This is a genomic window from Lunatimonas lonarensis (assembly GCF_000390185.1).
GTDB lineage: Bacteria > Bacteroidota > Bacteroidia > Cytophagales > Cyclobacteriaceae > Lunatimonas > Lunatimonas lonarensis.
In genome coordinates this window covers 17,505-38,668 of record NZ_AQHR01000091.1, presented here as the reverse complement: position 1 = coordinate 38,668, position 21,164 = coordinate 17,505, and the positions used below count along the sequence as shown (strand labels likewise).

Sequence of the window (21,164 nt, the reverse complement as noted above, 5' to 3'; positions counted from 1 at the left end):
GTGTTGGGCGGAAACTTTTTATAAACCATGGCGAAATACCTATTCTATGCTGTTTTGGCCTGCTGGCTGGGAATGTCCGGGCGGTTGGAAGCACAGCAACAGGATTTGGACCTCGAAGCCGTACTGGAAATTGCCAAGGAAAATAACCCGGTACTGAAACATTTCGAAAACCAACGGCTTATCACCGACCATCAGGTCAAGTCCAATCTCTCTGGGTGGCTCCCCCAGCTCGGAATCGTGGGCGACTATAATCGCTACTTTAGCCAGCCGGTAGCCATCTTCCCCGACTTCAACAACCCCGAGTCAGGTGAATTTCAAGAGGTGAGGACAGGAGTGCCTTTCAATTCGAGTGTAAGTTTTTCGGCCGATCAACAGCTGATCAACAATGAACTGATCTTTTACCGTCAGCAGTCCAACGAACAGCGAAAGCAAGCAGATCAACTCCTGCAAGAGTTCAAGATAGAACTCATCGTGGCTGTAACCCAGTCGTTTTACAATGTTTTGCTTGCCCAAGAACAGGTAGGGCTAACCAAAGAAGACCTCAGAAGGCAACGCAAGCAACTTGAAGACGCCTCCCTGATGTACGAGGCAGGACTTACAGACCAAGTAGATTATAAACGGGCACTGATGACCCTGCAAAACACTCAGGCTGCCCTCTATCAGTACGAGGAAGATGTAGCATCCAGAAAAGCGCATTTAAATGCACTGTTGGGAAGGCACGCCTCCACGGACATCAGCCTCCAAGCTTCGTACGAAGACCTTTTACAACAAGTGTACTCGGATACCAGCGCAACCGTCCAACCCGAGCACCGCATTGAGTACCAATTGATCCAAACCCAGCAGATCTTGCAGGCCCAGGAATTGCGGTATGAAAAGCGAAAATACCTTCCCTCTCTGTCTGCGTTTTATAACTACAACGTACTCTTTTTAAGCCCGGTGGGTGGTGAACTGTACAACCAAGCCTATCCCTTTTCGCTGATGGGATTAAGGCTGACATATCCTTTGTTCCAAGGTGGACGAAGGCAACACGACATCAGTGTCGCGGGCCTAAAATTGCAAAATATCGAACTTGAAAAAGCAGAATTGGTAAACGCAATGAGTAGCGAGTGGCGGGAAGCGTTGAGCCAGTACAAGAAAAACCTGTACCAACTGAAAACACAGGAATCTAACAAGGCTTTGGCAGAGGAGATCTATGGGATAATTAGCCTCCAATACGAAGAGGGTCTCAAGAATTTTCTGGAAGTCATCGTGGCTGAAACGGATCTACGTACCGCTAGAATCAATTTCTACCGCTCCCTTTTCGGTGTGCTAACCAGTAAAGTGTCGCTGGAAAGGGCCCGGGGAGACATACAGCCATAAGCTGAATGACCCGAAAAATCTGGGGATGAAAGTAGTCCCCGGCGGACATACCAAAAGTTAGGTGGGCAGCATGAAAGCAAAGATTCGATAATACCCCTATGAAGAAATAGAAAATGAAAAAAATAGCTATATACCTGACCATACTCGCCTGCTTCGGTTGTACCAAACAGGAGCCAAAAACGGTGACCCCAAAAACGGTTACGGTGGACCAGGTAACGGTAGATCCTGTGGTGGAAGAAAACAGCTATCCGGGTACCGTAGTTGCGCTTAAGGAAGTTGAGCTACGGGCCGATGTAGTGGGCTACGTAATGGAAATTGCAGTAAAGGACGGCCAGCAAGTCAAGAAAGGCCAGATCCTATATCGAATCGACCAAACCAGGTACAAAGCTTCACTCAACCAAGCTGACTCTAGATTACGCATCGCGCAGTCCAACTTAGAGCGGCTGCAGAGGGATGTAAACCGATATCAAAGACTGAAAGAAGGAAACGCCGTTGCCACGCAAATCTATGACGACGCGCTTACGGCGCTGACAAATGCCGAACAGGAGGTATTCAGTGCCCTGGCTGAGGTGGAAAATGCCAAGGTAAACCTAGACTACGCCACCATTCGGGCTCCATTTGATGGCACCATCGGTTTCTCGTCGGTGCGGCTCGGTGCGTTGGTCAGTCCCGGTCAGACCCCGCTAAATATCATCAGTTCAAACGACCCCATTGGGTTGGATTTTTTTGCCGAGGAGCGGTCCGTTCCTTTTTACCTAAATATGGAAAAAGAAACGGATGCCGTGATCCGGGATTCCGTATTCCAATTGACATTGGCAAACGGCGAGCGGTACCCACATGCGGGAAAAATTGAGAACATCGATCGGGCGGTTGACCCGGGTACAGGAACCATTCGAATCCGGTTGAGTTTCCCGAATCCCGAAGGTTCATTAAAACCGGGAATGAGCAACCGGCTAACCATTCGTCGACCCGCTGCAGGGCCAAAATTGACGGTTCCCCACAAAGCAGTTGTGGAGAGGCTCGGTGAAATCTATGTATTTATCGCCTTAGAAGGTACCGCCCAACAAGTTCGGGTTCAAACGGGCATTCGTACAAAAGACCGGATCGTCATCGAGGAAGGACTTACCGAAGGACAGAAAGTGATCGTCAGTGGTATTCAGCGTCTGGCTGATGGAGACTCCATTCAAATCAAAACGGAGCAAAAACCATGATCTCTGCTTTCTTTATTGACCGGCCCAATGCAGCGATTGTGATTTCGCTCGTAATCCTGTTACTGGGCACCATTGCCATCGTAAATCTTCCTGTATCCCAATACCCTCGCATCACCCCGCCCGTGATTCAGGTTTCTGCCACCTATACCGGTGCAGACGCCGAGACGATCGAACGCACGGTGGCAACCCCCCTGGAAACACAGATCAACGGTACACCCGGAATGGCTTACCTGGAGAGTACCAGCAGCAACGAAGGTCTGTTGACCATTAATATCACCTTTGAGGTAGGAACAGATATAAATGCAGCGGCTGTTGAAGTCCAAAATAGGATCAATGTAGCGGAACCCTTTCTTCCGGAAGAGGTGCGCAGGCTTGGGATCACTATCCGTCAACGAAATCCAAGCTTGTTGTTGATCGTGTCTCTTTTTTCTCCGGAGGGCAGTCATGGCATCGATTTTCTGAACAACTACGCAAACATCTACGTGAAAGACGAGCTTTTACGTGTCCCGGGAGTGGGCGATATTTTTACTCGAGCACAGGATTTCAGCATGAGGATTTGGCTCCAACCTGACAAGCTTTTCCAACTGGGCATCACCGCCAGCGAGATCACCGCGGCCCTGCGTGAACAGAACATTCAGGTTGCCGCCGGTTCGATAGGCACCCCACCCCAACGGGGATACCAAGCGTTTGAATACACCCTGTTTACCAATGGCCGGCTCGAAACGCAGGAGGAATTTGAAAATGTGATCCTAAAGGTGTCAGAAGAGGATGGTCGCATAGTCTATTTGAGAGATGTAGCGAGGGTAGAACTGGGTAGGTTTGACTACAGTGTCAATAATTTTACCGATAAAAAGCCGGCAGCCTACCTAATCATCTTTCAAACACCGGACAGTAACATTCTGGATGTAGAAGAAGGCATTATCGAAACCATGGAACGGCTGCGCAAGGCCTTTCCGAGTGATGTCGATTACGTTATACCTTTTGAATCCGCATCGGTGGTCAGGGTTTCCATTGGAGAGGTTATAGAAACCCTTATCATTGCGCTTCTTCTGGTGTCTTTCGTCGTTTTTATTTTCCTTCAAAACTGGCGAAGTACCTTGATTCCCATTTTGATCATACCGGTTTCGATCATTGGTACATTCGCCCTTTTTCTTCCACTCGGCTTTTCGATCAATAACCTGACGCTTTTCGGTTTTGTCCTAGCCATCGGGATCGTGGTGGACGACGCCATTGTAGTAGTGGAAGCCACCATGGCCTACATGGAGCGCGAGGGAATATCAGCCAAAGAGGCCGTCAAAAAAGCCATGGGAGATATTGCCGGGCCGGTAGTAGCGATGTCCCTGATTGTCGCAGCCGTGTTCATTCCGGTGGGCTTTATTCCCGGAATCGTCGGAAGGCTATACCAGCAGTTTGCCATGGCCGTTGCCGCTTCGGGGATCATCTCTGGATTTGTAGCCCTTTCCCTCACACCTGCTTTATGCTCACTGATTCTAAAACCTTCTTCCATCAGCAAGCGGTCCAAGGGGCTGGGACGTTTTTTCTATTGGTTTAACCGGAAATTTGATGCCGCCAATACCCGCTATGAAGAATTGGTTCATAAAAGCTATTCCTACACAGGCGTTTTTCTGATTGGTCTGTTGGGGCTGGGCGTTTTGACCTGGTTCTTGTTTAACCAAAAACCGACAGGTTTTATTCCCAATGAAGATGAGGGAAGGCTTTTTGTGACCTATGAGCTTCCAGAGGGAGCCTCGACTGCCCGGAGTTTGGAGACGATCAACAAACTGATGGATATACTCGGAGAGGAGGAAGACATCTTTCATTTCACTGCGGTAACCGGGTTAAATGCCGTCAACTTTTCAAGTAAGTCAAACAGTGGAACGGTATTTTGTCAGTTGAAACCCTGGAGTGAGCGAAAGGGAAAAGGACAGGGGGCATTTGCGATCAGAGATCGACTGCTTTCAGAATTGGCCCAAAAACTTCCGGAGGCTTCGATCGTTATCGTAGCACCTGCCGCCATACCCGGTCTAGGCAGCACCTCCGGCTTCAGCGTGGTATTCCAGGAAATGGAGGGCACCTTGAGCATACAGGAGTTTGAAGCAGGCCTCCAGGACTTTGTGCGAGCGCTCAACCAGTCGGATGAAATTTCCAATGCATTCAGCTTTTTCAGTGCGTCGACCCCTGCCTATAAAATAAACCTGGACAGAGACAAGGCTGCGAGGCAGGGAGTGAATATAGGTGACGCCTTTTTGACCCTACAGACCTACCTAGGCAGCATCTATGTCAATGATTTTATCCTTTATGGTCGCAATTTCCGTGTGGTTGCCCAAGCGGATACCATGTTCCGGGAAGATCTGGGAGCGCTCCGGAACTTCTTCGTCAAAAACAACCGAGGGCAAATGACCCCGATCAGTAACCTTGTAGAAACCGAGCTGGTCGAAAATGCTCCGCTGATCAGCCACTTCAACCTTTTTCGGTCTGCTACGGTAAACGGCGACGCTGCCAGCGGCTACAGTTCCGGACAAGCCATCGAGCGGATACGGCAAATCGCCTCCACCTTGCCGGCAGGACTGAATATTGACTTTTCCGGCATCAGTAGAGAGGAGATTAATTCCGGCGGAAGCACAATGATCATCTTTTTGCTGTCCATTGTTTTCGTTTTCCTGTGCCTAACGGCTCTTTACGAAAGCTGGTCTGTACCCTTTTCGGTGATGTTGGCTGTGCCTTCAGGGGTGTTTGGTGCGATGCTTACACTGACGCTTTTTCCTTCCCTTACAAACAACGTTTACGCCCAAATTGGATTGTTGACGCTGATCGCACTGGCGGCAAAAAACGCGATACTGATCGTGGAGTACGCCAAAGATCGAGTGGATCGGGGAATGTCCATCAAAAAGGCGGCAACTATTGCCGCGTCCTTGCGACTGCGTCCCATTTTAATGACCTCTTTTGCATTTATACTTGGAGTGGTACCCTTGGCATTTGCCGGTGGGGCGGGTTCGGTAGCAAGGCAAACGATCGGATGGACCGTGCTGGGAGGAATGCTCACGGCCACCTTCTTTACGATTTCACTGGTACCCATCTTGTTTGTCCTGGTGACAAAAATTGCCTACAGCAAAGAAGAGCTTCGCAACTTGAAATCAACCAATAAATCGAAAGAGTAATTGCTCGGCAGCTATTGGTCTCCGGCTATGATCACCGTTTCGCTTAGGACGGAGGCTACCTTAAAATACCCCTCTACCCGACCTGGGCCCTGAACCACACGGATATTGCTCCTAGGGTTTTGGGGTGGCGGACTAAATAGACCCCCGTCGTTAAAAAGGAGGTTGACCAGGTCGTTGAGAAAATCAAACGCCGATCGGTTAAGCCTAAAAAGTTCCAGTTTGACCCGATCCCCAGCCCGAAAGGTAAATCCGTTTAGCTCAAAACCATTGTCAAGGATGGAAGTTCCAAAAGTATCGTCGAACAACAAGTAATCCTGACGTCCACTGAGGAGCGTGTCGTTGCGGGTGATGCGCACCCGGTAATAGTTATCTTCGATAAATGGGATTTTCCCGAACACCGTTAGGTAATACCCTTCATCGGAAAACAAGCGCTCCTCCCTGAACTGATAGGTGATACTATCCAATGACGGAGGGTGTAGCAAGGTTCCCTCAGACTGAAAAATACGGTCTCCCAGCTTCACGGTAAGCTGATAGGAATCACCCCGTCTGCCCGCAAAGTACCTCCGGGGAAGGTAACGGCGAAAATCTTCCGAAAAGGAAAAGGGAATTTCCTCTCCGGAGGTAAGGTTGGATACCCAAACCTCCGCGTCATTAATGATCTCGTTTTCCAGGGTATCATAGTAGTCTCTAGGGTAGGTAATTTTCACCCGATTCAGCGAGGGATTATCTGTCCAAGAGGCCTCTATGATAGGAACCCGCTCCTGATTGCGCAGATCTAGGATAACTTCCTCCTGGCACGACAACAGAAACAGCAATCCGATCAAATATCCAACTTTGTTCATCTCAAAATTCGAAATTATAGGTTATTGACGGGAGAACTCCAAAAAGGTAAGTCATTACCACACCCGGCCTGACGGAGGTTACTTCTCTGCCCGGTCCCGGATTAAACGTGATATCATTATTATAAATATCCGTAAACTGATAGGAGAAGGGGTTCTTCCGGTTGTACGCATTGTACACGCTGAAATTCCAACTACCTTTCCACCACCTGCCCTTGTCACGGTTTTTTAAATTGGCAGAAAGATCCATGCGGTGGAAAGCGGGAAACCGATCTTCGTTTCTTCTTGGGCTATACAAGGGCACTCGCTGATTATCGATTACGTATGATCCCACCGGAAAGGTGACTGCCACCCCACTGCTATACACAAAGGTTCCCGACAACTCCAATCGCGGTGTCAGCCGGTGGTTCACGATGAGGCTTACGTCGTGTGGACGGTCAAACCGCGGATTAAAGGGCCTGTCCTCATTGATGCCATCAATCTGCCGGTAAACTCGTGACCACGTATAACTCAACCATCCGGTAGATTTTCCAACGTTTTTCCGGAGAAGAAACTCAACGCCATACGACCAGCCTCTGCCGGCTAAGACCTCTGTCTCCAAGTTGTCGCTAAAAAGAATATTCGCCCCTTGCTTCAGATCTATTACCTGATCAAAATCCTTGTAGTATCCTTCCACCGAAAGTTCAAACCGATTGTTATCCAGATTCTTAAAGGCCCCTATCGATACTTGGTCACTTCTCACCGGCGCGATGTAGGGTCCTGCCGGCGTCCATCGGTCAATGGGAAGACCGGCCGAATTATTGGTGGCGATTTGCACATATTGGAAATTCCGGTTGTATGAACCTTTCAGAGATAAACTTTCATTTAGCAGGTACCTGATCGCCAGCCTCGGCTCTAACCCCTGGTAGGTCTTCACGTGTTGCAAGGATTTATAGGTCAAAGTGTCGATCACAGCTCCACTGGTCGGATCTTGGTTTTCGTAAACATACTCGGTGGCGGGCCCGATCTGTTGGTAATGGCTCCATCGTATCCCTCCTTCGAAAAACAGATTTGCCCCAAGATCCTGAGACCAATTGACAAACAGGTTGTTTTGCCAGGCGGTTTTTGAATTTGTCGTCAGCGGATCGATCACACTCTCCGGACGCGGTATCAACTGTACCGGGGAGAAGTGGTAAACTTGACTATGGACACCCACATAGAGGTCTTTTCCCTGCTCAGGCACATAATGAACCTCTCCCCTAATACCGGATTCGGCAAGATTGTTCGTCCAATCAAAGCCAATATCCGGGTTGGTAAATGCAATCTCGTAATTGTAATAGCTGTGGTATCCATTTACATCCAAAAAGAGGTTTTCCTTCAATGTCCGTGTCCAATTGAGAGAGGAAATCCAGTTCGCCCAGCCCAGTCCGAACTGCCCACCTGCACCTAGAAAATCAGCTCCATAGTAGCTGGAAAGGGTGATTTTATCCCGGTCCTTCAGCCTCCACATGAACTTGCCACTGGTATCATAAAAGTACAATTGGTTGTTACGTACGTTTTCATTTGGCGAGAGCTTTAGGAAAAGATCTGCATACGTCCTTCGTCCAGAGAGCACAAAGGAAGAATTTTCCGAAAAAAGCGGGCCATCGACGGTCAAACGGGAACTGATACTACCGATCCCCCCTTCTCCACGAATTCGCTGGGTATTTCCCTCTTTCAGCGACACATCGATGAGGGACGACAGCCTACCTCCATAGCGGGAAGGAATATGCCCCTTGCTCAGGGATACATCTGCAAGTGCGTCGGGATTGAACACCGAAAAGAAGCCAAAAAAGTGAGAGGGATTGTATATAGGGGCGCCATCGATCTGCACCAGGTTTTGGTCAGCTGACCCTCCCCGCACAAAAAGTCCGGTCGTACCCTCTCCGGCTGTATTCACACCCGGCAAAAACTGGAGGCTGCGCAGGAGATCCACCTCCCCAAACAGGGCAGGAATACTTTTGATCAGGGACACCGGCAGGCTGGTCTTACCCATGTCAACCCCTACCACGTTGTTGTTTTCCCGAAGTTCTCGAACGACCACCTCTTGAAGGGATACCTCATCCGGGCTAAGGAATAGTTTAAGCTCCCGGTTAAGGTCCTTGTCCGTCAACACCCTCTTTACTGGCTCGAAGCCAATAAAAGAAACGACCAGTTCGGCGGGGAGCGACATGACCGGGAGGCTAAATCCACCTTCCAAATCACTGACCACACCCCTACTTACCGCCATAGTCCAGTATACATTTGCCCCCGGGAGAGGCTCGCTTGTTACTTTATCAAATACCTGGCCGGAAATATAGGTAGTCTCTTGCGCGTTGATTTTTCCAAATCCAAAAAGACAAAAAGATACTGCCAGGAAATACGCGTAATAGAGCCTCATCGATACGATTTGGAAGTTCAAATAAGGAAAAGAAAGATCCAGCTTTCATTCTCCCAAGTTTCAAGTAGTTTAATTCAACTTTGATGTAAACGCTAGATACCGTAGGAAGTTCACGATGAACGGTCATTTTCGTATCCTAACCCGCAAAAGTTGCATCTCCACAGCTGCCCATATAAATTTGCCAATCGAATAATTAAGCAGGTCAACTTTCGTTTTATATTTAAATATGTAATTTCAGGGCATGATTTGGGCATATCCTAGCAACGGGCTTTCTATCTTTCTATTCGGACTATTTTCCATTTTATACGGATTTTATCTGTTCCGTTTTTGGCGGATCAACCAACGCCTTCAAGTAAAAAAGAGAAGTTTAGCCTGGAAACTCATCTTACGAAGCATTTATTTCTTGTTATTTCTTGTCGCCCTGTCAGGGCCTTCGATCGGAAGTGCGCTAAAGGAAATCAAACAGGAGGGTAAGGACATTTTTTTGGCCATCGATCTCTCCCAATCCATGAATGCACAGGACATCAATCCGAGCCGGCTTCAGCGAATAAAGTTTGAAATGAAGAATTTGGTCAAAAACTTCAGTTCAGACCGCATCGGTATTATCATATTTTCCTCTGAGGCATTTATCCAGTGCCCGCTTACCTTCGATCAGAACGTCATCCAGCTTCACTTGGATGGCTTGAATACCAACCTAGTCCCCAACTACGGAACCGATATCGCATCCGCCCTCAATATGGCCTATCAGAAATTCCAGAATGAAAACGATCAGGACAACACCTCCAAGGCCATCATTTTGATCAGCGATGGAGAAGACTTTGGTGACAACCTGCCACCGGTGCTGGAAAAACTTTCCGAACAGGGCATTCGGGTATTCAGTGTGGGGGTGGGATCTGAGGAGGGCGCCACCATACCTCGCGGAAACAGCGTGGTGATGGATCCACAAACGAACCGCCCTGCCATCACCCGATTGGACGCTACCAACCTCAAAGCCATAGCTACAAAAACAGACGGCGCATACTTCGAAATCAGTGACATCGCCATGGAGATCCCCCAACTGATAAACGCCATAGAACGCCTTGAAGGCACCGTCATGGCAAGTAGAATGGTAGAGGCTTCCGCCAACAAGTACTTCTACTTTTTGGCCGCTGCACTGGTACTTGCCCTGATTGATCTCATGCTGCCGCTTCGAACCATTTCCATTTGATACCAACGGAACTAATATGCCCATCGCACCGCAGATTCTATTGTTTATCCTTCTCTTGATACCAGCTTCCTGGAAAAAAATCGGCGAACGGAACCGTGCGTTGAAAGAAGCGACAGCAGCTTACGTTGGCACCGATTTTGAAGAGTCGGTAAGGCGTCACCTGGTATTGATCAACGATTTCCAGCTGGGAGAGCCCGAAGTGAAATTCAATCTGGGGCTAAGCTACCAAAACAATGGCCAAGAGGAGGATGCACTCAAAACCTACAGCGAGCTTTCCCTCTCCCGAAACAAAACAATTGCGTCCTTTTCCGCCAATCAGGCAGGGGTGTTAGAGGGAAGGGAGAGCAACTATAAGGAAGCACTCACGTATTTTAAGACAGCGCTATTGAAAAACCCGGAAAACGAGGCCGCCCGGTACAATTATGAGTTATTGAGCAGATGGTTGGCTGAAAATGAAGAGGAGGAAAAACAACAGCAAGACCAAGAGGATCAGGAAAAACTGGAGCCCTCCAACTACGCCAAGCGTATGAAGGCCCAGGCGGATAGTTTCGTAGATCAGTTTCGCTTTGGGGAAGCCCTACAAACCATGAAGAAAGCCTTGGAAATCGACGAAACTGTGCGGTACTACGAAGGTTTTATCAATAACCTAAACGATATCAATGAAATCGATGGGAATTAAACACCTAGTTTTTGCTTTGGGAGGCATTTTCTCCTGCTGTACTTTTGTGGTGGCACAGACAGAATCGGACTACTTCAATCGGGCAGCAAAACAATATGTAAACGAAGACCTGCCCGGCACCGGTCAAATTCTGGCAGAAGGGCTAGAGAAGTTTCCCAATGACCCTAAACTGAACGCCCTCCTGGAAAAGCTGAAAAAGGATCAGGAGGAGCAACAAAAGAAGGATCAACAGCAGCAGAACCAAGATCAGCAAGATCAAAACAACCAAGAACAGCAAGACCAGGAGAGCCAGGAAAAAAAGGACGGAGAAGGTGAAGAGCAAACCTCCGAAGACGGCGCAGAGGAGTCCGATGAAATGGAAGATCAGCGGGGTGAGAAGTCAAACCGGGAGGAACCTACAGAGGAACCCAGCAGTATGGACAGTGACCTAAGTGAACGTGAGAAGCAATTGGATGAACTCCGCCAACGACTGGAGGAAATGAATCTTTCCCAGGAACAGGCCGCACAGATTCTCGATGCGATGAACAGCAACGAGCTACAATTTATCCAACAAAACAGGCGCAAACCCACCCAACGACCGCAACGGGGTCTTCCCGATTGGTAAATACGACTACTATGAAGGTAAAAGATGTATACATTGTCTCTTTGGCCCGCACGCCCTTGGGCAGTTATGGAGGGAGCCTCTCCTCTCTCAGCGCCGTAGAATTGGGAGCTGCTTCGATTAGGGGTGCCATGGAGCGAGTTAAGCTGGACAATGATCAGGTGGGAGAGGTATATTTTGGGAACGTGCTTTCGGCTAATTTAGGACAAGCACCTGCCAGACAAGTCGCTTTAGGCGCCGGGCTTGGTCAGGAGGTTCCCTGCACAACCATCCATAAAGTCTGCGCATCCGGAATGAAAGCGGTCATGCTGGGAGCTCAGTCGATCATGCTCGGGCAACAGGATATAGTGGTAGCGGGCGGAATGGAAAGTATGAGCAACGTACCATACTACGTCCCGAATGCCCGATTCGGCCAAAAATTTGGAAATGGTGAATTGGTAGATGGGCTGGTAAAGGACGGATTGTTGGAGGTCTACCACAAATTCCCGATGGGCAATTGTGCCGAGCATACGTCAAAGGCCATGGGCATCTCCCGGGAGGAACAAGACGACTACGCCATCCGTTCCTATGAACGGGCGCAGGAAGCTTGGAAATTGGGTTTATTCAGTACAGAGGTAGTGCCCATCGAGATCAAAGGAAAAAAAGGGGAGATTGAAAGCGTAGAAGAAGACGAAGAATACAATACCTTCCGCCCTGAAAAAATAAGATCTTTAAGACCGGTATTTCAACCTGAAAATGGAACGGTTACTGCGGCAAATGCTTCAACCTTAAGTGATGGTGCCGCTGCGTTGGTTCTTATGAGTGGGGACAAATTAGCCGAACACGGCATCAAGCCTATCGCCAAAATCCTCGGATTTGCAGATGCGGCGCAAGACCCACTTTGGTTCACCACCGCTCCTGCACTTGCAATTCCCAAGGCATTGAAACACGCCGGCATCTCACCAGAGGAAGTCGGCTATTATGAAATAAACGAAGCTTTTGCTGCTGTAGCAATCGCCAACCAGCGCTTATTGGGAATCCCCTCAGACCGATTGAATGTTTTTGGGGGGGCGGTGGCGCTCGGGCATCCTCTGGGATGCTCGGGGGCTCGAATCCTCTGCACCCTCAATTCCGTATTGTCCCAAAAAGGCGCCCGCATCGGTGTAGCCGGCATCTGCAACGGAGGTGGAGGGGCATCCGCGATGGTCATTGAACGAATTGACTTCTAGGTTACTTATATGGCTTGTTACCATCTAAAACCTATAAAAATGTGTTTTTGCCCGGTAGGCTTTCCGATTGTGTTAATAGCCTGGTTGGCCATTGCTTTGTTACCCTTAGGCCCACTGTCTGCCCAACAAATTGGGACCACTTTTTACGACGAGGAGCAAACATTGATCAAAGAAGTATATGGCATCCAAAACGGCATTCCCCATGGAAGTTACGAGGTGTTTAATGAGCTGGGAGAGCGTGTTCAGGTCGGGGCCTTGGTGAACGGGAAAAAAGAGGGGGTTTTTGTACATTACTTTCCGGGAACTTCAGACACCCTTCGGATACTTACGTACCGGAAAAACCAACGGGAAGGCGAAGCGCTGACTTTTCATCGGGATGGAAGCATTGCCCAACGGGCACTGTTCCAAAATGACCAGCTGACAGGTGAAAGCGTCAGCTACTACGCCGATGGCAGCATCAGAAACCGAACCCAATTCCGTGAAAACCTACCCGATGGGGCGTTCGAGTCCTTTTACCAAAACGGTGTTTCCGCCGAAAAATCCAGATTTCTAGCCGGTCTGATGCACGGCGAACAGCTGAAATACAGCGAAGAAGGAACACTTGCCGAAAGAAACCAATATATAAAGGGGCAACGTGCCGGCCCTCAGGTAACCTACTATGCTGACGGACAAGTATCTTCAGAAATTCACTACCGAAAGGGTGTCAAGCACGGTCTGTCAAAAAGTTTTTTCCGTGATGGCCTTATCGAAAAATCGGGCAGATTCAAAAATGGTGTGCCCCACGGGGGCTTCAGTACGTTTTTTGAGGACGGAAAACTTGCCGAAAAAGCGACATATAAAAACGGAAAACCACGGGGACAAATTATCTCTTACTACGAGAATGGTGAAGTCTTTCGGGTTCATCACCACAATGCAAAAGGTTTCAGGACACTTTCAGAAACCTTCGATGAAGAAGGAAAAAAGGTGCAAACAGCACCGTATCTGGATGGCTTGCTGCATGGAGACACCGTCACCTACTTTCCCGACGGGCAGATCAGGGAACGAATCCCCTACCAGTACGGGCAGCTGCACGGCAAGTACGAGCGATTTACAGACCTAGGTGAACTTTATATCGAGCGAAGCTACTTGCGGGGCAGGCAGACCCGTGAAAAAATCCATAATTAATTGCCGGGAGGCAAAAAATTACCCATCTTCCGTCTTATTTTTGTCAAAAGTTTAATGAGTACCATGAGGGACGGCATAAAAGAAACGAATTTTAATTTTCCGGGTCAGGTCGGTTTTTATCGCGGGAAGGTGCGGGATGTTTATATTTTTGAGGATAAACTTGCTGTGGTTGCCTCCGATAGGATTTCGGCTTTTGACGTGGTACTGCCCCGAGCTATTCCCTACAAAGGCCAAGTACTTAACCAAATTGCCTTTCATTTTCTCAACGCCACAAAAGATGTAGTCCCCAACTGGGTGCTTGGTTCTCCTCATCCCAACGTAACCATCGGCAGACGTTGTGAACCCTTCAAGGTGGAAATGGTGATCAGGGGATATTTGGCCGGTCATGCGTGGCGCACCTATCGTTCAGGAAAACGTGAACTCTGTGGCGTCACCTTACCCGAAGGGTTAAAGGAAAACGATCCCCTCCCCTTCCCGATCATTACCCCTACGACCAAAGCGGATGAAGGACACGATGAAGATATTTCCAAGGCAGACATATTGGGAAATGGAATTGTATCACCGGCTGATTACGAAAAGTTGGAATCCTATACGCATGCGCTTTTTGCAACGGGGACTGAAATGGCCAAGGAAAAAGGCTTGATACTGGTAGACACGAAATACGAGTTTGGCAAGTATGGTGATCAGATCCTATTAATCGATGAAATCCATACACCTGATTCTTCGAGGTATTTCTATGCGGATGGATATGAAGAACGACAGCAGCGTGGTGAAGCACAGAAGCAGCTTTCTAAAGAGTTTGTTCGGCAGTGGTTAATTGCAAACGGATTTCAGGGATTGGATGGCCAACAGATCCCTGAAATGACCGACGAAATCGTTCAGGATATTTCCAGCCGGTACATTGAACTGTATGAAAACATTACGGGAGAATCCTTCGTTAAGGATTCCTTGGACAACATCAACGAGGCGATACAAAATTCAATTGTATCCCATACCTGATTTTTTGTACCTTTATCGTTCGTTAGATTGCAAAAAAACAATTATAGAGAAATGAAATACACCGTAGATAAAAAAGAGCAATACGTTATTTTCACCCTTTTGGAGGAAAAACTGGACACTTCTATATCCCCACAGCTAAAATCTGAACTTCTCACGGTGCATGCGGAAGGATATAAAAACTTGGTTTTGGACATGAGCCATGTTAAATATACCGATTCAAGCGGGCTCAGCGCACTTTTGGTAGGCAACCGATCCTTTGGCATGTTTGTCGTTGCGGCACCTCAAGATCATGTGATGAAACTCATAAAAATCTCCATGCTCGACAAAGTGTTGAAGGTGGTGGACAGCCACGAAGCTGCTGCCGAAGCCATCTTTATCCATGAAATCGACAACGGGGAGGACGACGAAGTCTAATACTGCCACAACGTTGGAATTTCAGGTAACTATTTTGGGCTCTAACTCTGCCGCTCCAGCTCATGGCAGAAATCAAACGTCGCAAATTGTAACCTATGGTCGGCATCAGTTCATGGTCGATTGTGGAGAGGGCACGCAACATCAGCTCCGGCGGTTTCATGTCAAATCCTCTAAGATCGACCATGTCTTTATTTCCCATCTGCATGGTGACCACTATCTCGGGTTGATGGGAATGATCTCCACATTCCACCTGAACAACCGAAAGAGCCCACTACATATTTTTGGACCTCCCGGGCTTGATGAAATAATCACCCAACACCTCAAGTACTCCCATACCCAGCTCAAATTCCCACTGTTTTTCACCAGGACTACCACGGAGGGAAAAAACCTTTTGTTGGAACTTGAAAACCTACGGATCTACAGTTTTCCATTAAAGCACCGCATTCCCTGCACTGCTTTTACGTTTGAGGAAAAATACCGTCAGCAAAAATTGATCAAAGAAAAGATAGTGGGCGGGGGAATGGCTGTGGAAGAAATCCAGTCCCTACTGCAAGGTAGGGATGTGATCAATACAGACGGAAGTATTAAGTACCGGGCAAGTGAATACATCAAGGAACCCGTATTGCCGAGAAAATACGCCTTTTGCTCCGACACCGTCTTTGATCCAAGCTTGGTATCCTTGGTAAATGGAGTTGATCTGCTTTATCATGAATCCACCTTCATGGAGGCCGATAAGGATAGAGCAAAGCTTACCCTACACAGCACCGCCGAAGAAGCAGCTACCATCGCAAAAAACGCCCAGGTCAAGGAACTGCTTCTGGGACATTTTTCGGTACGCTACATCGACCTATATCCGCTGCTTTGGGAAGCCAAAGCCGTCTTTGAAGCCACCCACCTCAGTGAAGAGGGCAAAACCTACGCGATCAAATGAACGACCTGCAGGAGAAACACTACCAAACCAAAAAGACAAACCTGTTCATCATTTTGTCAGGAATCTTCCTCACCAATGCAATTCTGGCCGAGATCATCGGTGTAAAAATCTTTTCCGGGGAGTTGACGCTGGGATTATCTCCCGTAGGCTGGACTTTCTTCGACGAATACGTCCTGGACTTCAACTTGACGGCAGGAGCGGTCATTTGGCCTATCGTATTCATTACAACCGATATCATCAATGAGTACTTTGGCAAAAAAGGCGTCCGAAAAATAAGCTTTATTACCGCTGCATTTATCCTCTACGTCTTTGTGGTCATTGTCTTTGTGACCAAGCTGCCTCCGGCACCCTTCTGGCTAGAGGTAAACAGCACGGACAGCGAAGGGAATCCGTTTGACATCAACTACGCGTTTGACACCATTTTTCGGCAGGGATTGGGGATCATCATCGGTTCCTTGGTGGCCTTTCTCATCGGGCAGTTTTTGGACGTATATGTATTCCAAAAGCTTCGCAAAATAACAGGGGCGAAGATGATCTGGCTGCGGGCGACAGGGTCTACACTTGTTTCCCAGTTTATTGATTCCTTTGTGGTGCTGGGGATTGCGTTTTATATCTTCGGCAACTGGTCACTGGCGCAGATTATCGCCGTAGGGATAATCAATTATATTTACAAATTCTCGGTTGCTATATTACTGACTCCCTTGCTGTACGTAGGTCATGGGTTGATAGACCGATACCTAGGACCGGAGATTGCATTGAAGATGACGGAGGAAGCCGCCGAGGACACTTCATTTATGTAGCAGCCCGGGAATTGCCCAATCGCTCTGCCAAGGCACTTCCCACTATCAGCTGAAGTGTATGGTATATCATCAGTGGAAGGAGTAAAATCCCAAAAACGACCGGGTCGGGAAAAAGAATTTTCCCCATTACAGCACCTTGGACCAGCGACTTCTTGGAGCCACAAAAAAGAAGCGTGGTCAGGTCTTCATACTCCAAGCGCATCAGCTTCCCCACCACAAACATTCCCCCCATTATAAGCAAAAACAACAGGAGCATTCCGCCGAAAAGGCTAACCAAAACGGCAGCGGACTGGCCTGCGAACATCTTTGCGGCAAAGGAATCGGCAAAGGCTGAAAAAACTATCAGCAGGATAATCGTCTGATCAAATTGCTTTAACCATTTCTGATGACGAAGCACCCAGAATCCCAAATACCGGTGTAGTGCAAACCCGGCAATAACCGGCATAAGCACCTGCACGACCAGCTTGTAGATCGTTTCGCCCAAGGCATACTCTCCCTCACCACCCGAAAGGTAAAGACCCATCCAGAGCGGGGTCAGCAAAATCCCCGCCAAGCTGGACATACTTGCGTTGAAAATGGCGGCCGGCAAATTCCCCTTTGCAATGGAAACCATTACAACGGACGAAGAAACCGTTGAGGGCAGCGCGGCTAGGTAAAATGTCCCCAGCCACAGGGGCGAAGCTGCATTACCCCAAACTCCCATGACCGCCAAGACGACAAGGGGAAACACCACAAAGGTCGCACTCTGAACAGTCAGATGAAGACGCCAGTTTGCCAGGCCGGCCTTCAGGGCTGCAGGGCTAATCTTCACACCATAGAAAAAAAAGATCGCCGCTACCCCATAGTAGGTGATCTCATCAAGTGGCACTACCGATCCCTGACTTCCACTATTGGGAAAAAGGTAGGCAAGTAGAATGCTGAGCAAAAGAAGAAAAAAAAAGGCGTTGATGCCCGCTTTTGCGAGCGTGGATTTGATCGATGCCATAGTGCGATGGGATTAAGCAGAATCAGCCTTCAAACCTACGGAAATTATCGCATATGACGGCAGTGGCAATCGCCACGTTGAGAGACTCGGCGTTGCCAAATGCCGGAATACGTAGGCGTTGACCAATCAAGGCCTCCACCTCTCTGGAAATACCATTGGATTCGTTTCCCATTACCAAAATCCCTTCCATGCGAAGCTGCATCCCATGGATATTCTGGCCGTCCAAAAAGGCCCCAAAAACAGGCAGACTTTGTTGTTTCAACTTGACAGCCAAATCTACGTACTGCATCTGCACCCTGGTGAATGATCCCATACTGGCATGGAGCACTTTGGGGTTATAGCAATCTGCGGACTGTAGTGAGAGCCAAATCTTCCGGATCCCGTACCAATCTGCTATGCGGATGATGGTACCGAGGTTTCCGGGATCCCGCACATCATCAAGTGCCAAAAGCAACTCTCCCGGCTCTGCTTCGATGGAAAGTGATGGCTTCATTTTAGCGACTGCCAATGCGCCCCGGTTGGTTTGGAAGGAACCGATATCTGCCAGCACCGACTCGCTGACCTCGTAGTGAGAGCCACTGGCCAGCTGAAGCACTTCCTTGTTCACCTCGGCATACTCAGCGGTGAAAAGGAGGTGTGTAATCTCAAAATCCGAGTATATCAGCTCCGTTACGTTTTTGGCCCCCTCCACAAAAAAAGACTGATGTTCCTTGCGTATTTTTTTTTGGTGCAAGGATTTAATAAACTTAAGCGTATTTTTGCTTAGCATTAGCAGGCTATGTTGTAGTGAAAAGAACCAAATATATACATTTTATATTTTTCATTCTTTACCTCAGTGGATGCTCGGTAACGAAAGGCCTGAAGGAAAACCGATATGTGGTCTTCGAAACGGAAGTAAAAGGAACAAAAAAAAGCGATTTAGAGGCCCTTCGTAACCTAATTAGCCAAAAACCAAACACACGAATCCCTATCCTTAACTTTTCTCTTGGCGTATTTTTCTACCAACTTGGCGAACTAACCTACGATAGTGCGCGGCTCGCCGCCAAAAAACAGGAATGGCAGACGGTGTCCAATGCCTTACAAAGCCAACTGGAAAAAGATCCTGCAAACCGAAAAGTAACCAAACGGTACACCAAAGCAACCTCCACGATTGCCTCGCTTACCAAAAAACTGGAATATGGAAACTGGTTCATGCGAACCGGAAATCCCCTTGTAATATACGACAGCATAAAAGCGCAGGAATCCCGAAATCAGATGCAGGCCTACCTGATAAACAACGGTTTTTTTGACGCAGAGGTAACCAGTGAAACAACGCTTAAGAAAAGTAAGGCATCGGTAAGCTACTTTGTAATCGAAAATGATCCATATTCAATAGACAGTATTTTCACTACCACGCCGGATGAAGCGATACAGCACCTCCTGGAGAGTGTAAAGAAGGATTCCCAGTTGCGATTAGCTGAACGATATGCCCAAAACAACCTTTCGAGGGAAAGGCAACGGGTAGAGGATGTCCTGAAAGACCACGGTTACTATACTTTTTCGAAGTCGTTCGTGGAATACAATGTGTACAAGGATACCGTAAACAAAACGGTGGCCGTTGAGCAACTGATTCGGGTGCCTGCGCTGTCAGGTTTTCATCCGGTCTACACCATTGATTCTATACGTTATATTATCTCCAGTCCCTCAGAGGCCATTATCGATGAAAAGTACATGGTTCTCTACGATGGTATTTCGTTTCAAATGTACCAGAATCGCTATGCAGAGAAAATTATCCGGTCCAGGGTTTTCTTAAACAAAGGTGACCGGTACAACCGCACGGATGTAATCGAAACCCAGCGGCAACTCGCCAACCTGGATATCTTTCGATTTGTTAATATTTCCTTTGATACGCTTGCCAACTCCCTTACTACCAACATCTATACGATGCCAAACCAAAAATACCAGGTGACCAATCAGCTGGGGGCAAGTGTTACGGAGCAGCTACCGGGGCCGTTTTTTAGCCATTCGCTCAGAAACCGTAACTTATTCAGGGGGCTGGAGATTTTCGAATTCAACTTTAGGGCGGGTCTGGAAGGCGTGGCCTCAGCCACCGCAGAGGGAGGAGTATACCGTAGCCGGGAATTGAGCGCGTCTGGTTCCATTATCTTCCCCCAGTTTCTCGTTCCATTCAATTTTGGAACGCTGGAGAAATTTGGGCGCTACAACCCAAGAACAAGGACCCTTTTGGGGTATTCTTACGTAAACCGCCCGGAATATGTACGGGAGGCCGTCAACACCATATTGGCCTACAACTGGTCTACCCGAAATCTCCGCCAACAATTTTCGGTAAACATGTTGGATGCCAATCTTATACGGTCTTCACTCAATCCCTTTTTCCAAGAGCGGCTGGAAGAGCTGCAAAGCCAGGGAAACAACCTGATCAACTCCTTTCTCCCCTCCTACGTGAGCAGTATTTCCGGTCAGGTAATCATTAATTTTAACCAATATGGAATCTACCAACGAAACGCCGCCTCCCTATGGCGAATATATTTGGAAAGCGGTGGAACCAGCATCAACCTATTCAATGAATCCTTTGCTCAGGACCGGAACCTACAGTATTTTCAGTTTTTGAAGTTCCAATCTGACTTTAGAAGATACCTGCCCATAAATACCCGTAGCACCCTCGCTTACCGCTTTAATCTGGGTCTAGCCAGGCCCTATGGAATCAGTAACGGTGTCCTGCCCTACGAGAAGTACTTTTTCGCGGGCGGTAGTACCAGTATACGTGCCTGGCAACCCAGGCGCCTCGGACCGGGTTCATTTACTCCGGAAATCCGGGAAGATGGCACGTTCGACTACCGCTTCGAACAACCCGGAGAGATTTTATTCGAGGCAATGTTTGAATACCGGCGAAAGCTGTTCGGCTACTTTGATGGAGCCTTCTTTATAGACGCCGGAAACTCCTGGAACTTCCAGGAAGACCCCTCCCGCGAAGGTGCAGACTTTCAGATAGACAGATTCTACAAAGAGATAGCCATAGGTACGGGCATAGGGCTACGAATGGATTTTGATTTCCTCGTGCTTCGACTGGACATGGGGATTAAAGCATACGACCCTGCGAGATCCGAAGGGGAGCGGTTGATATTGGATAAACTTTCATTCAACCGACCCTTTGGCGAACGGGGACAGCAGGTATTTAATATCGGCATCGGATATCCCTTTTAACAAACCG

General features: G+C 48.2%; 17 protein-coding genes. 13 read left to right on the top strand and 4 right to left on the bottom strand.

Annotated elements, in window-relative coordinates; all coding sequences use genetic code 11:
- The first annotated feature begins 27 nt into the window (after positions 1–27).
- From ADIS_RS16055 to ADIS_RS16045, 3 genes are all read left to right on the top strand, one after another.
- A complete protein-coding gene (locus ADIS_RS16055) occupies positions 28–1,359 on the top strand; it encodes a TolC family protein (RefSeq protein WP_010855688.1) in 1,332 nt (443 codons plus the stop codon).
- Positions 1,360–1,472: 113 nt separating this feature from the next.
- The gene (locus ADIS_RS16050; RefSeq protein ID WP_010855687.1) at positions 1,473–2,570 is read left to right on the top strand and encodes an efflux RND transporter periplasmic adaptor subunit; all 1,098 of its coding nucleotides are present in this window, start codon (positions 1,473–1,475) and stop codon (positions 2,568–2,570) included.
- The gene (locus tag ADIS_RS16045) at positions 2,567–5,728 is read left to right on the top strand and encodes an efflux RND transporter permease subunit (protein ID WP_010855686.1); all 3,162 of its coding nucleotides are present in this window, start codon (positions 2,567–2,569) and stop codon (positions 5,726–5,728) included. Before ADIS_RS16050 ends, ADIS_RS16045 begins: the two co-directional genes overlap by 4 nt.
- Before the next feature lie 11 nt (positions 5,729–5,739).
- Here ADIS_RS16045 and ADIS_RS16040 read toward each other — a convergent pair whose 3' ends face one another.
- Together ADIS_RS16040 and ADIS_RS16035 are read right to left on the bottom strand one after the other, a co-directional pair.
- Complete coding sequence (locus tag ADIS_RS16040) at positions 5,740–6,570, bottom strand: DUF4249 family protein (protein WP_035806477.1); 831 nt, start codon at positions 6,568–6,570, stop codon at positions 5,740–5,742.
- Position 6,571: 1 nt separating this feature from the next.
- Positions 6,572–8,965 (bottom strand): TonB-dependent receptor, encoded by a 2,394-nt coding sequence (locus ADIS_RS16035; RefSeq protein WP_010855684.1) that lies wholly within the window; start codon positions 8,963–8,965, stop codon positions 6,572–6,574.
- A gap of 241 nt (positions 8,966–9,206) precedes the next feature.
- Here ADIS_RS16035 and ADIS_RS16030 point away from each other — a divergent pair, with 241 nt between their 5' ends.
- The 9 genes from ADIS_RS16030 (at position 9,207) to ADIS_RS15990 (ending at position 16,968) form a co-directional block, all read left to right on the top strand.
- Positions 9,207–10,172, top strand: coding sequence for a vWA domain-containing protein (locus tag ADIS_RS16030; RefSeq protein WP_035806474.1), 966 nt, complete (start codon positions 9,207–9,209; stop codon positions 10,170–10,172).
- Between the two features lie 16 nt (positions 10,173–10,188).
- A complete protein-coding gene (locus ADIS_RS16025; protein WP_010855682.1) occupies positions 10,189–10,851 on the top strand; it encodes a tetratricopeptide repeat domain protein in 663 nt (220 codons plus the stop codon).
- Positions 10,841–11,455: a hypothetical protein gene (locus ADIS_RS16020; protein WP_155907558.1), complete on the top strand. Its 615-nt coding sequence runs from the start codon at positions 10,841–10,843 to the stop codon at positions 11,453–11,455. The genes ADIS_RS16025 and ADIS_RS16020 overlap by 11 nt, the downstream gene beginning before the upstream one ends.
- An 11-nt stretch (positions 11,456–11,466) precedes the next feature.
- Positions 11,467–12,660 (top strand): acetyl-CoA C-acyltransferase, encoded by a 1,194-nt coding sequence (locus tag ADIS_RS16015; protein WP_010855680.1) that lies wholly within the window; start codon positions 11,467–11,469, stop codon positions 12,658–12,660.
- A gap of 39 nt (positions 12,661–12,699) precedes the next feature.
- Positions 12,700–13,824, top strand: coding sequence for a toxin-antitoxin system YwqK family antitoxin (locus ADIS_RS16010; protein ID WP_010855679.1), 1,125 nt, complete (start codon positions 12,700–12,702; stop codon positions 13,822–13,824).
- A 63-nt stretch (positions 13,825–13,887) separates the two neighbouring features.
- A complete protein-coding gene (locus ADIS_RS16005) occupies positions 13,888–14,823 on the top strand; it encodes a phosphoribosylaminoimidazolesuccinocarboxamide synthase (protein WP_035806506.1) in 936 nt (311 codons plus the stop codon).
- 51 nt (positions 14,824–14,874) lie between these two features.
- A complete protein-coding gene (locus tag ADIS_RS16000; protein WP_010855677.1) occupies positions 14,875–15,237 on the top strand; it encodes an STAS domain-containing protein in 363 nt (120 codons plus the stop codon).
- Positions 15,203–16,168: a ribonuclease Z gene (locus ADIS_RS15995; RefSeq protein ID WP_081634961.1), complete on the top strand. Its 966-nt coding sequence runs from the start codon at positions 15,203–15,205 to the stop codon at positions 16,166–16,168. Before ADIS_RS16000 ends, ADIS_RS15995 begins: the two co-directional genes overlap by 35 nt.
- The gene (locus ADIS_RS15990) at positions 16,165–16,968 is read left to right on the top strand and encodes a queuosine precursor transporter (RefSeq protein WP_010855675.1); all 804 of its coding nucleotides are present in this window, start codon (positions 16,165–16,167) and stop codon (positions 16,966–16,968) included. Before ADIS_RS15995 ends, ADIS_RS15990 begins: the two co-directional genes overlap by 4 nt.
- Here the strand turns inward: ADIS_RS15990 and ADIS_RS15985 are convergent.
- Together ADIS_RS15985 and ADIS_RS15980 are read right to left on the bottom strand one after the other, a co-directional pair.
- The gene (locus tag ADIS_RS15985) at positions 16,961–17,953 is read right to left on the bottom strand and encodes a bile acid:sodium symporter family protein (RefSeq protein ID WP_010855674.1); all 993 of its coding nucleotides are present in this window, start codon (positions 17,951–17,953) and stop codon (positions 16,961–16,963) included. The genes ADIS_RS15990 and ADIS_RS15985 overlap by 8 nt on opposite strands.
- 22 nt (positions 17,954–17,975) lie before the next feature.
- Positions 17,976–18,722, bottom strand: a complete 747-nt coding sequence (locus ADIS_RS15980) for a TrmH family RNA methyltransferase (protein ID WP_010855673.1) — start codon at positions 18,720–18,722, stop codon at positions 17,976–17,978.
- Positions 18,723–18,739: 17 nt separating this feature from the next.
- Here ADIS_RS15980 and tamL point away from each other — a divergent pair, with 17 nt between their 5' ends.
- A complete protein-coding gene (gene tamL, locus ADIS_RS15975) occupies positions 18,740–21,157 on the top strand; it encodes a translocation and assembly module lipoprotein TamL (protein ID WP_035806468.1) in 2,418 nt (805 codons plus the stop codon).
- Positions 21,158–21,164 lie beyond the last annotated feature (7 nt).